This is a genomic window from Pseudoalteromonas sp. PS5, assembly GCF_004103255.1.
Taxonomy (GTDB): domain Bacteria; phylum Pseudomonadota; class Gammaproteobacteria; order Enterobacterales; family Alteromonadaceae; genus Pseudoalteromonas; species Pseudoalteromonas peptidolytica.
This window is the reverse complement of sequence record NZ_RCSQ01000120.1, coordinates 1-12,256: the sequence shown is the minus strand read 5'-3', so window position 1 is coordinate 12,256 and position 12,256 is coordinate 1. Positions and strand designations below refer to the sequence as shown.

The window sequence follows — 12,256 nt, the reverse complement described above, 5'->3', positions numbered from 1 at the left end:
AAAGTTTCAATCATACTCTGAGGTTTCTGTGTTACCTAACGCCTCAATAAGCGGCGTAAAATAGTTGGCTATAATCGCGAAGAATGAGCGCAAGCCAACTGTTTTGCGTCTGTTCTTGATTGGCTTGTTATATTTTGTTTCCAATATCTCCATTACAAGCTTCAATGATTTTGCTAACAGCAATATCCGTTATAAATATAATAGTGATAATAATATCGTTATAACTCGTATCTGACTTCTTATCATTGAGTCCCTTAAATTCTAATTCATTGATAGAAAACGAATGATGTGTAACCTTTGATAGAGTTGAATATATCTTTTGGTGGATGTCAGTTGCTATAGGAAACATTTTAGCTTTTTCGTATACAGTTGTAGCTAAGTAGTCACACCTTTTTAAAGCATCTTTTTTACGAGCTACATTAGCTTTACTCATTCCTTTTTCAATTTGAGTTTTTTCAATCAATTTATAAGCTTCTTTTCTTTCACTATCCGAAGTTATGCTGGCAAGCTGTAAATGTTTATAAATAATATCAGGAGACAGCCAATCAATATAAAAGTTTAATGCAGTTTCGTACAAAGTCCTTGTTACTGAGGCTGCACTTAAGTAAAACTCCTTTTCAAATAGGATTGATATTGATTCAAGGGACTCTTCAGCCCTTTTTAATATTGAAAAGACTGTATGGTGATAATGAAAATCAATAGAACTTTCAACATGAAATCTTTTAAGATTTTGGCTAGTTTCCTTTACTCTATTGATTAAAGTTTCAAATAGAACCTTTGGTGAAACTTCCTGCTTTTCTTCTAATAAAGTAGAGTTGATTCGTTGATGATGATACACAAACCCATCTACATATTGCCCAAACCCTGATTTATCAGAGTAGCCTTTCATAATGTAGCAAGCTTCATCCAAATTTCTTTTTGATGCGTATATAGCGACAGGAGGTATTGTTATACCTAATTCAATATATGCATTGTATGCACATAAATCATCAGAACATAAAAATGAATCATCACCTTTAAGAATACTTGGATATAGATAAAGTAACGGCCTACTGCCATTTCTAATTGATTGCTTAACTACTTCGATTTTTTCCTGAACTGGCTTTTTGTATTTGTAAACTAATCCCTCTTTTGTCGGGACATAACAACCCGGTTTAATTTTATCTATTGATAATCTGGAAAAATATAGCTTCAACTTTCCTTGAATGAATTTAGAATACTTTTCAGGAACTAAGCGATCTACCAATTCAGATTCATCTACTTTTATTTCACTTATTGGGACTTCTACCGAAGGCCAATTTCGGTTTAATTTAAAATCTAAGTTGTCATCATTCACTTTTTGATCAAATTCCTTTTATAAATAAACTCTGTAGTACGATAAAAATATAACAATTTAATATCGACCCAATGGGTCGTTTCTCTACCGAGTCATGGGTCATTAATCTCATTGTACCAGTTTTATCATAATAACTAACTTGTTGCTATACAGATATTTTTCATCATTATGAAAAGGATAAAAACGACCCTCGGGGTCGTTTTCTTGACTATAGGAGAAGTACGGCGAAACTGTATATAAATACAGTCAACTTTTAGAGCTAACTCAATGAGAGCTCGTTCTACATTTTTAAACCATATCGTCAAATTTATGCTGACTGACTAAGCAATATTCGGTTAGAACCGATGATACCCCGTTGAGCAAAGTTTTCTAGCTTGTTTTGGTGCATTTTCGATTTAGGAATGCAGAGAAAATAAGTGACACCCATCTAGATTAACATTCAAGCTGAGGAAGTGAAGTAAAAAGTATGTAAACACTTCTATCACTTTGGTCAAAAGCGTTTTCCGATAGGCCGACTTTTAGCGCGAAGCGTATCTCTACACTAAAACCGGGTTCTCGCGCATGACAAAGTGCTGCAAATACAGCAGTAATAAATGCTAGAGCTGAGAATGTGAGTTTTTGCTAAGTCAAAAAGCTAAGGCTTATCCAGATTAGCACTTGATCAAATTGGGCATAAAAAAACCAGCGTATTGACGCTGGTTTTTTATTACTTTTTCTTTTTAACCTTGGCAGCTTTCTTTTTCGCTTTGATTTTAGCGGGATCTTTTTTTCTTTTTCGGTGCCTTGGCTTCTTTATGTTTAGGTTCTAAGCCTTTAATTACGCGGCGCTTAAGTTTTTGGTCTGTATAACGCTCAACTTTGCCGAGTATTTCAACATCATGGGCTTCAACCAAAGAAACTGCGGTGCCTTTTTTCCCTGCTCGGCCGGTACGCCCGATACGGTGTACATAAATATCCGCAGTGCGTGGCATATCAAAGTTGAATACGTGGCTGATGTCTGCAACATCAATACCACGGGCGGCAACATCCGTCGCGACAAGAATTTTTGTTTTGCCACTGTGGAAGCTTGCCATAGCAGTCATACGTTTATCTTGTGGCATTTCACCACGTAGCCAAGTTGTTTTTATGCCTTTGGCAAATAGTTCGCCCACCAGTGTTTCAAGTCTTTCACGGGTTTTAACAAACACAACGGCTTTAGTGACTTCTTCATCATCGAGCAACTGCGCTAATAGGTTGACTTTGTGCTCATAGCTGTCAGCTAAATGAACCCATTGATGGATCTTGCCTTTTTCTTTACGAGAAGGGGTCGCTTCAAGTAGTGCTGGGTCTTGCAAGATACGCTCAGCAAATTTCTCGACGCTCTCGCCTTCCAATGTTGCAGAGAACAAAAAACACTGGCGACGGTTAACGGCTTCCGAGCAAATACGTAGCATTTCTTTGCGAAAGCCCATGTCTAGCATACGATCAGCTTCATCTAAAATAAGCAGCTCAACATTTTCAGCGTGGAAGTTTTCGGTTTCTAGATATTCCATCAAGCGACCAGGTGTTGCGATGAGAATATCGTTGTTCTTCTCAAAAATTTCTTTGTGAGTACCATAGTTAATACCACCGGTTACCACACCAATTTTGAGGTGAACACCTGCTGCCAGTAACTCACATTGCTCATGTACTTGGTAGGCAAGCTCCCGAGTAGGCGTCATGATTAGCACGCGGGCAAAACCTGGCTCTTTGCGCGGAAAATCTAGCAAATACTGAATCGCAGGGATCAAGAATGCAGCGGTTTTACCCGTACCGGTTGGTGCACTGGCGAGAATGTCTCGACCAATCAGGGCTTCAGGAATAGCCATCTGTTGAATGCTGGTAGGAGTTTCATACCCCATTTTCTTAATAGCACTAATCAGCTTGCCGTCTAAATCAAATTCAGTAAATTGCATATTGCATCACAAATAAAGGACAATAGCGGAATTATACGTTGCTATTGCATTTTCTCAAAGGTATAGGATGTCTCAGTTTGCATTTAAACAATTTTCAGTGACGCAGCGCCATGCTGCTATGAAAGTTTCAACGGATGGGATCTTACTTGGTGCTTGGGCACCGGTATCGAATGCTAGGTCAATTGTGGATGTTGGTGCGGGGACTGGCTTGGTTGCGTTAATGTGTAAGCAGCGCAACCCAAATAGCAGTATTTATGCTGTTGAATTGGACCAAGCGGCACTCGTTGATGCGCAATATAATATTACCCATAGCCCATGGCCAGACATTAAGTTGTGCGATACTGCAATTCAAGCGTTTGAATGCGAAACTCAGTTTGACTTAATGGTGTCTAATCCGCCTTACTTTAACACCAGCTTGAAAAGCCAAGACCCTGCCAGAAACCGAGCGCGGCACACAGACAGCCTAAGCTTTGACGATTTATTGTCTGCGTTTGAAAGATTGACTTCGCCTCAGGGTCAGTTGGCTGTGATTTTGCCTTATCAGGAAAGTTTGCTGTTTAATCAATTGGCTGACAAAAGAAATCTCTCTCTCATTTCGGCCTGTACAATCAGTACAACTCCAAAAAAGGCACCGTCAAGGCGCTTGATGCTATTTAGTAAACTTGCTCACCATACTAAAGATGAGCAGAGGCTGGTGATTTATGATGAAAATAATCAATACAGCAAAGAGTACGTTGCTTTGTGCCAAGCGTTTTACTTAAAAATGTAAACGAGAGGGGAGAGTTAACACGGTTTGCCGTGTTAACTCGGTGAGCACTACTGTTCCAACTCGGTATATTCCGTCATGATCTGCTCAATCCAAGTGGCGATGCGCTCATCACTTTTGTCGTATTGGCTATCTTCATCCAGCGCAAGTCCAACAAAATGAGCGTTATCTTCAGTAAGCGCCTTTGATGCTTCAAACTCGTATTCATCATTGTTTGGCCAATAACCTAAGAAAGTCACTTGCTGTGGTGCAATTTTATCATGCAGCATGCCGAGGGCATCTTGAAACCACTCACCATATCCTTGTTGATCTCCCATGCCAAATAGCGCAATGACCTTACCGCTTAAATCAACGGTTTCAATATCGTCCCAGTGAGATTCCCAATCTTCTTGTAATTCGCCAAAATCCCAAGTAGAGATACCAAAAATTAGGAAGTCAAACTGCTCTGCTTTTTTTAACGGCTCATCCTTAATGTTAAATAAGGTTAGGGTGTCTTTGCCGATAATTTCTTGAATCTTTTCTGCGGCCATTTCTGTATAGCAGGTAGTGGAGCCGTAAAATAACCCAATTTGCATTGTATTTATCACTTTCAATTTGACTGGTATTATGGCCGCCAAGTTTACATCATGACGTAGTGAATTAATACAGGTGCCCAGTGAGCGAACACCAACCATACCCATTTGAGATGTCCGACACCCAATTGATTGAAGCCTTCCTCGATGCGCTTTTTTTGGAACAAGGACTAAGCGAAAATACGATTAGTGCCTACCGCAGCGATTTAGAAAAGTTTCTTTTGTTCATAACCAAAGAAAAGGTGAGTACATCGTTATTAGCCGTTTCGTCTCAAGATATTGAAGCTTATCTTGCTTATCGTGTTGATAAAGGCCTAAAAGCGAAAAGTAGCGCAAGGGCTATCAGCGCATTAAAACGATTTTATTTATACTGGGTACGTGAAAAAAAAATCAGTCAATCGCCACTAGATACTATTGCGCAGCCTAAAACAACGCCATCATTGCCAAAAACCCTCAGTGAAGCAGAGGTAGAGGCACTGTTAAATGCTCCAGACTGTGAAGACCCTATGGGCCTACGAGATAAAGCGATGCTCGAACTCCTTTATGCCACAGGGCTGCGAGTGACTGAGCTGGTGGGGCTAAGGATGGAGCAGGTCAATATGCGACAAGCTGTGGTACTTGTGCGGGGTAAAGGTAATAAAGAACGTTTAGTACCGATGGGAGAGGAAGCATTGCACTGGTTGGAACAATTTCTTAAAAAAGGTCGGGGGTTGATGATTAAGCATGCGACCGATTTTGTGTTTCCATCAAAGCGCGGCATTGGCATGACGCGACAAACTTTTTGGCATCGAATTAAACACTATGCTATTTTGGCAGACGTAAAGTCGCCGTTATCGCCACATACGTTACGCCATGCTTTTGCAACACATTTACTAAACCATGGTGCCGACCTGCGCGTTGTTCAAATGATGCTTGGCCACAGTGACTTGTCAACGACTCAAATTTACACGCATGTTGCCAGTGAACGCCTCAAAACTTTACACCAGCAGCATCATCCAAGAGCTTAAATTTTTGTTACTTGGGAATTATTTACAGGTTACTCCGGTCATAGTGGGTAGCAACAAGGAGTGCGTCTCCTGTCATAAAAGGTTTAGAGAGAATAACATGAAAAAATTAATTATCGCCGCATCACTGGCATTAAGCTTCGGTGCATTTGCCGAGCAAACGGAAAATCAAGTAACTACCAGTGTTGATCCAATTACTGCACAATTTAGTGGTTTAGGAATTGCGGTGAAAGAGATTAAAGATAGCCCGCTTGCGGGCTTGAAGACGGTGATCACTGATAAAGGAGTGTTGTACTCAAGTGCTGACGGAAAATATTTAATCCAGGGCACGATGATCGACCTTGATAACCGTCGAAATATCACTGAGGATGCGTTAAGTGGCGTGCGCAAGCAAGGCATTGCTGAATATGAAGATTCAATGATTGTCTATAAGGCAGAAAACGAGAAGCATCAGATCACTATATTTACCGACATTACCTGTGGCTACTGCCGTAAACTCCACCGTGAGTTAGAGGAGTACCTAGCAGCAGGGATCACGGTAAAATATTTAGCTTTTCCACGTGGTGGCTTACGTGGCTCGGGCTATGAAGACCTCAGAAATGTTTGGTGTGCCAAAGATGCTGCAGCAGCGTTAACAGATGCCAAGGCTGGAGGCGAAGTAAAAGTAGTTGAAAACTGTCAAGCACCAGTTGCTGAGCATTATCAACTAGGACAGAGCTTTGGTATTTCGGGCACGCCTGCCATCATTCTTGAAGACGGTTCTATGATCCCAGGCTATCAACCAGCTGCTGCAATTTCACAGATGTTAGACGCACAAAACCCTAAGTCTTAAGGCTTCTACGCAGCGATGGAGTTCACGACAAGAACTCGGTAAAATAGCGAAATAAAAAATACAAAAGGCCATTATGGCCTTTTTTGTTTGTGAAAGGTTATGTATACAGAAATTAAACCGAGAGAGCGGGTTGACGACAGTCATTTACCATCATCGTTACATCCGGTGATCAAGCAGCTTTACGCCGCAAGAGGGGTGAAAGCAGCTTTTGAGTTAGATAATAGTGCGGCAACGCTACACGACTTTAAGCTGTTCAAAGACATTGAACTGGCAAGCCAAATCTTAGCGCAAGCACTTGCAGAGCAAGCAAAAATACTCATTGTAGGGGATTTTGATGCCGACGGTGCTACCAGTACGGCGGTATTGATGGAAGGCTTAGCGCAGTTTGGCTTTTTACATGTCGACTACCTTGTACCAGACCGATTTAGTTTGGGATATGGATTAAGCCCTGCTTTAGCTGAGCAAATTGTATCGCTTAGCCCCGACTTAGTGATAACAGTTGATAACGGTATTTCTTGCATTCGTGGTGTAGAAATTGTCAAGCAAGCGGGCATTAAAGTTATTGTTACCGATCATCATTTACAAGGTGATGTCCTGCCGAACGCCGATGCAATCGTAAACCCTAATCGCCTTGATTGTGAGTTTCCATCAAAATCTATCGCCGGAGTGGGGGTTGCTTTTTATCTCTTAATCGCGCTACGACATTACTTGCGCTTGCAGAATTATTTTACTGAGCAAAATAAACCAATACCTAACCTAGCTTCTTTACTTGATATTGTCGCGTTGGGTACCGTTGCTGATGTGGTGGCGCTGGATGCGAATAATCGTACGCTGGTACACCAAGGGCTTGCACGGATCCGTAGTGGTCAAACAAGGCCTGGGATCCAAGCCTTGATTGAAGTTGCGAATCGAAATATTGCAAGGTTGAGCGCCAGTGACTTTGGTTTTGCTTTGGCTCCAAGGCTGAATGCGGCAGGTCGCCTTGATGATATGAGTTTAGGGATCGCCTGTTTGTTGTCAAAAGATATTAATCAAGCACGCCGTATTGCGTCTGAACTCGATAGTTTGAATATTGAACGTCGTGAAATAGAGCAAAGCATGCAGCAAGAAGCGCAAGCGGTATTGGAACGGCTAGTATTGAAAAGCCAAGCCGTGCCAGACGCCTTGTGTTTATATCAAGATGATTGGCATCAAGGGGTAATAGGTATTCTGGCTGGGCGCCTAAAAGAAAAATATCATCGTCCATGTATTATTTTTGCACAAGGCGACAATGGTGAGATCAAAGGGTCGTGTCGCTCCATTGAAGGTCTGCATATGCGTGACCTGCTTGAGTCAATCAATACCCAGCATCCGGATTTAATTATAAAGTTTGGCGGTCATGCGATGGCGGCGGGGCTGACTATTCAAGAAGCTGAATTTGCCAATTTTAAGAGGATATTTGAGCAACGAGTCAGTGCAACCCTGACTGAGGAAGCAAAACAAAGCATTCTCTTGACCGATGGAGAATTACCAGGTGATTGTTTCACCATGGATTTTGCTTTTGAATTACAACAGGCAGGACCATGGGGACAACAATTTAGCGAGCCTGTATTTCAGGATATATTTGAGTTGGTGCAGCAGCGCATTGTTGGTGAGAAGCACCTAAAACTTGTGCTTAAGCACCGCTCTGGTCGTCTGGTTGATGCAATAGCGTTTAATGTTGATGTTCGGGCTTGGCCAAATCACCAAGCAACTCATGCTTTGTTTGCTTATCAACTCGATATTAATGAGTTTCGTGGTAAATATAATTTACAGCTCATTGTTCGGGAGCTTCAAGCACAGTAGAGTTAGTAAGCACGTCGTCAGCGGCGTTTTAGAAAAACTACGAAAATTCTCCCTTTAAGGGATGCTAAGCGCGGTTATTATTTGATACTATTGGTCGCTTAAATCTAGAGTCTGGCAGATTGTCAGGCTTGTTTGTGAATTCACAAACCCACAAATTTAGTTCTGGAGTAATGGTAAATGTTTGAAGTGAATCCTGTGATTAACCAAATCAAGGAAATTCGCGAGCGTACAGAGCTTCTTAGGGGGTATCTTTGACTACGCTCTAAAGCAAGAGCGTTTAGAAGAAGTTAATGCCGAATTAGAAGATCCTGCTGTATGGAATGAGCCGGAAAGAGCCCAAGTACTGGGCAAAGAAAAGTCAAACCTAGAAGTCATCGTTGAAACCATCGATAACCTTGTAGCCGGCGCTGATGATGCAGAAGGTTTGGTTGAGCTTGCTGTGGAAGCTGAAGATGAAGAAACCTTCACTGAAGCAGAGCAAGAAGTTAACGGCCTTGTTGAGCAACTGGAAAAACTAGAGTTTCGTCGGATGTTCTCGGGCGATCAAGATGCCAACGATGCGTATATCGACTTACAGTCAGGTTCCGGCGGCACCGAAGCACAAGATTGGTGTAACATGTTGCTTCGTATGTATTTACGCTGGGCTGAAGCGAAAGGCTTTAAAGCTGAAATCGTTGAAGCGACAGATGGCGATGTTGCCGGTATTAAGGGTGCGACCGTGAAAGTGAGTGGTGAGTATGCCTATGGTTGGCTGCGCACTGAGACTGGTGTACACCGCTTAGTACGTAAGAGTCCTTTTGATTCTGGCGGTCGTCGTCACACTTCATTTGCCTCTGTATTCGTTTACCCAGAAATTGACGATAATATCGAGATTGATATTAACCCCGCAGATCTTCGTATCGATGTATATCGTGCATCGGGCGCTGGTGGTCAGCACGTTAACCGTACAGAATCGGCGGTACGTATTACACACTTACCAACGAATACCGTTGTACAGTGTCAAAATGACCGCTCGCAGCATAAAAACAAAGATCAAGCGATGAAGCAGTTAAAGGCGAAATTGTTTGAACTTGAACTGCAAAAGCAAAATGCTGAAAAGCAAGCCCAAGAAGATGCAAAATCTGACATTGGTTGGGGCAGCCAAATCCGTTCATACGTGCTTGATGATTCACGTATCAAAGATTTGCGTACTGGTATTGAGAACCGCAATACCCAAGCCGTATTAGACGGTGATTTAGATAAATTTATCGAAGCAAGCCTGAAATCAGGCCTTTAATCCACAAGCTAAACTAAGAGCTAAACAATGACAGATCACAATCAAGACGAAAATAAACTTATTGCTGAGCGTCGTGGCAAGCTAGATGCGATCCGTGAGAATTGCCCTGCAAATGGCCACCCGAACTCATTCCGCCGTGAAGACTACACGCAAGATCTACAAGCTAAGTTTGGTGATAAATCGAAAGAAGAACTTGTAGAGCTTGACCATCATGTTTCAGTTGCGGGTCGTCTGCTTGCAAAACGTGGTCCTTTCTTAGTATTACAAGACATGAAAGGTCGCATTCAGGCTTATGCTTCAAAAGACGTACAGAAAGACCTAAAAGAAAAGTATGGCCAGTTAGATATCGGCGATATCGTTGGCGTTAAAGGTCCGCTTCATAAGTCAGGTAAAGGCGATTTATACGTAGACATGGTTGAGTATGAGCTACTGACTAAGTCGTTACGTCCACTGCCTGAAAAGTTCCACGGTCTGACAGATCAAGAAGCGAAATATCGTCAGCGTTATGTTGATTTAATTACTAACATGGATACGCGTGAAACTTTCCGTATTCGCTCTAAAGTGATTGAAGGTATTCGCCGTTTCTTGGCAGAGCGTGACTTTATGGAAGTGGAAACGCCGATGCTGCAGGTTATTCCTGGCGGTGCCTCTGCACGTCCATTTGTAACCCATCACAATGCACTAGATATCGATATGTACTTACGTATCGCGCCTGAGCTATACCTTAAGCGCCTAGTGGTTGGTGGTTTTGAGCGCGTGTTCGAAATCAACCGTAACTTCCGTAACGAAGGTTTATCTACACGTCACAATCCTGAATTCACGATGATTGAGTTTTATCAAGCATACGCGGATTACAATGATTTGATGAACCTAACTGAAGACATGCTACGTACCGTTGCACAAGACGTTTTAGGCACCACGACGGTGATTAATACCGTGAAGAATGCTGAAGGCGAAGTAACTGAGACGATTGAGTATGACTTTGGCAGCCCATTCCAGCGCTTATCAATGGCTGATGCTATTCTACAATATGGTCCTGATGCTGAAGCACAAGCTGAAATCTTCAAAGATCCAGAAAACCACTTTGAAGCACTGAAAGCTTACGCGAAGAAAGTACACGTTAAGATCCCTGAAAAATGTGTATGGGGTCCAGGTAAGTTCTTATGTGAAATCTTCGAGGAAGTTGCTGAACATAGACTTATCCAACCGACGTTCATCACTGAATACCCGTGGGAAGTGTCTCCACTTGCGCGTCGTAATGACGAAAATCCATTTATCACTGACCGTTTTGAGTTCTTTGTTGGTGGTCGTGAGCTGGCGAATGGTTTCTCTGAGCTTAATGATGCTGAAGATCAAGCTGCGCGCTTTGCTCGTCAAGTGGAAGAAAAAGATGCAGGTGACGATGAAGCAATGCACTATGATGCGGATTATATCCGTGCGCTAGAGCATGGTTTACCGCCAACAGCAGGTGAGGGGATTGGTATCGATCGCCTAGTGATGTTGTTCACAGACTCACCGACTATCAAAGACGTTATTTTGTTCCCACATATGCGTCCAGAAGTACAAGCTGAGCAATAAGTACTTTCAAGTCATTTGAAGCTACATTAAGAAAAGCGCCTTATGGCGCTTTTCTGTTATTTGTGTGAGAAAAAGCGTATTGCGTATTCAAAGCATCATGCGCTCTATACTTGTTGGCCTTGAAACTTGCTCAATTTGAAGACGTAAATCTGACGCTAACGTCGTTAAAAGTTTCTTAATGAGAACAACTAAATAACCTAAACTTGGGATAATAACTTGTTCTTTAGTAGTGGTTATCGACTAGATCTTCTTGCCTCAAAATAGCTCACTGATTAAGTCGAACTGGTATTGTAGAGCCATGTGAGCGTTCACTCATCCTGTAATGCAGTTCCTTATTTGATACTTGATTATTTAGCTTTATTAACTAGTCTTCTTCAAGCTTGAGAATATTTCACAATGACAATACCAAGACACTTAATTGAGCTGTCAGCTTTGTTTAGTAAGCAACTGCCAAAAAATTAAGATAGAAGTTAACCGTAAAAATTGGATGGTTATTAGGTACGCTTGGTTTCGGACGAAGGGAAATAAAATGAACCGCCACGAACATATAGATGCTGACGACGAACACGAGCAAGCGAGAATAATGTATTATCGAGCCTGTATTGCTGAGTTTCAACAGCTAGGTTATCAAGAAGCACTTCTAGATGAAACATTCAGCCAAAAACGTTCAGGTGAAACCAAGTTGAATGACTCTAACTCTCTACAAAATGAGTAAAATTTGGCGTTAGTGCTGAGTAACTAGGCAGACTGCACAATCTATCACCATTCAGTGCTTTTTTACAAGAAAAGTATTTGACATATTTTTTCTAACCTATATTATACGCCCCACAAGACGGAGAGGTGGCCGAGTGGCTGAAGGCGCTCCCCTGCTAAGGGAGTATAGGGTTTGTAGCCCTATCGAGGGTTCGAATCCCTCCCCCTCCGCCATTTTATAATGGTTATCTTGTACGGACGCATAGCTCAGCTGGATAGAGTACCTGGCTACGAACCAGGCGGTCGGAGGTTCGAATCCTCCTGCGTCCGCCACTTTCTCTTTAGGTGGTAAAAAATAAAGGTAGGAAACAGGAAGTCGGAGGTTCATCTTCATAAAATACGTCCTGCATCCGCCACTTTTCTTTAAGTGGTAAAAAATAA

General features: G+C 42.0%; 9 protein-coding genes, 2 tRNA genes and 1 pseudogene. 9 read left to right on the top strand and 3 right to left on the bottom strand.

The window, feature by feature from the left end; all coding sequences use genetic code 11:
* Window positions 1-127: 127 nt before the first annotated feature.
* Window positions 128-1,336: a DUF5677 domain-containing protein gene (locus D9603_RS15080; RefSeq protein ID WP_128731932.1), complete on the bottom strand. Its 1,209-nt coding sequence runs from the start codon at window positions 1,334-1,336 to the stop codon at window positions 128-130.
* 706 nt (window positions 1,337-2,042) lie between these two features.
* Window positions 2,043-3,270, bottom strand: a pseudogene (srmB, locus tag D9603_RS15075) (ATP-dependent RNA helicase SrmB).
* A 67-nt stretch (window positions 3,271-3,337) separates the two neighbouring features.
* Between srmB and D9603_RS15070 the strand changes: the two are divergent.
* Window positions 3,338-4,039, top strand: coding sequence for a methyltransferase (locus D9603_RS15070; protein ID WP_128731930.1), 702 nt, complete (start codon window positions 3,338-3,340; stop codon window positions 4,037-4,039).
* A 47-nt stretch (window positions 4,040-4,086) separates the two neighbouring features.
* On the opposite strand, the gene fldB is transcribed toward D9603_RS15070, so the two are convergent.
* On the bottom strand, window positions 4,087-4,611 hold the full coding sequence (fldB, locus tag D9603_RS15065) for a flavodoxin FldB (protein WP_128731929.1): 525 nt from the start codon (window positions 4,609-4,611) through the stop codon (window positions 4,087-4,089).
* A 110-nt stretch (window positions 4,612-4,721) separates the two neighbouring features.
* On the opposite strand from fldB, the gene xerD reads away from it, so the two are divergent.
* The 8 genes from xerD to D9603_RS15025 all read left to right on the top strand — a co-directional run bounded on the left by xerD (window position 4,722) and on the right by D9603_RS15025 (window position 12,148).
* Window positions 4,722-5,615 (top strand): site-specific tyrosine recombinase XerD, encoded by an 894-nt coding sequence (xerD, locus tag D9603_RS15060; protein WP_125250971.1) that lies wholly within the window; start codon window positions 4,722-4,724, stop codon window positions 5,613-5,615.
* A 97-nt stretch (window positions 5,616-5,712) separates the two neighbouring features.
* Window positions 5,713-6,444 (top strand): bifunctional protein-disulfide isomerase/oxidoreductase DsbC, encoded by a 732-nt coding sequence (dsbC, locus tag D9603_RS15055; protein WP_128731928.1) that lies wholly within the window; start codon window positions 5,713-5,715, stop codon window positions 6,442-6,444.
* A gap of 99 nt (window positions 6,445-6,543) precedes the next feature.
* Window positions 6,544-8,268 carry a single-stranded-DNA-specific exonuclease RecJ gene (gene recJ / locus D9603_RS15050; protein ID WP_128731927.1) on the top strand — a complete coding sequence of 575 codons (1,725 nt, stop codon included), beginning with the start codon at window positions 6,544-6,546 and terminating at the stop codon, window positions 8,266-8,268.
* Between the two features lie 177 nt (window positions 8,269-8,445).
* A protein-coding gene (prfB, locus tag D9603_RS15045) for a peptide chain release factor 2 (protein ID WP_128731926.1) occupies window positions 8,446-9,544 on the top strand; the annotation gives its coding sequence in 2 pieces (ribosomal slippage) (window positions 8,446-8,520 and window positions 8,522-9,544; 1,098 coding nt in all).
* A 27-nt stretch (window positions 9,545-9,571) separates the two neighbouring features.
* Complete coding sequence (gene lysS, locus D9603_RS15040) at window positions 9,572-11,122, top strand: lysine--tRNA ligase (RefSeq protein ID WP_128731925.1); 1,551 nt, start codon at window positions 9,572-9,574, stop codon at window positions 11,120-11,122.
* A 529-nt stretch (window positions 11,123-11,651) separates the two neighbouring features.
* Window positions 11,652-11,837: a hypothetical protein gene (locus D9603_RS15035; RefSeq protein WP_128731924.1), complete on the top strand. Its 186-nt coding sequence runs from the start codon at window positions 11,652-11,654 to the stop codon at window positions 11,835-11,837.
* A gap of 119 nt (window positions 11,838-11,956) precedes the next feature.
* Window positions 11,957-12,049: transfer RNA gene (locus D9603_RS15030), tRNA-Ser, on the top strand.
* Window positions 12,050-12,071: 22 nt separating this feature from the next.
* Window positions 12,072-12,148 (top strand) — tRNA-Arg (locus D9603_RS15025).
* Window positions 12,149-12,256: the final 108 nt, after the last annotated feature.

Coding starts and splice junctions, on each gene's coding strand:
- D9603_RS15070 (WP_128731930.1), top strand. CDS start 3,338: ATGTCTCAGTTTGCATTTAAACAATTTTCAGTGACGCAGCGCCATGCT.
- fldB (WP_128731929.1), bottom strand. CDS start 4,611: ATGCAAATTGGGTTATTTTACGGCTCCACTACCTGCTATACAGAAATG.
- xerD (WP_125250971.1), top strand. CDS start 4,722: ATGTCCGACACCCAATTGATTGAAGCCTTCCTCGATGCGCTTTTTTTG.
- dsbC (WP_128731928.1), top strand. CDS start 5,713: ATGAAAAAATTAATTATCGCCGCATCACTGGCATTAAGCTTCGGTGCA.
- recJ (WP_128731927.1), top strand. CDS start 6,544: ATGTATACAGAAATTAAACCGAGAGAGCGGGTTGACGACAGTCATTTA.
- lysS (WP_128731925.1), top strand. CDS start 9,572: ATGACAGATCACAATCAAGACGAAAATAAACTTATTGCTGAGCGTCGT.
- D9603_RS15035 (WP_128731924.1), top strand. CDS start 11,652: ATGAACCGCCACGAACATATAGATGCTGACGACGAACACGAGCAAGCG.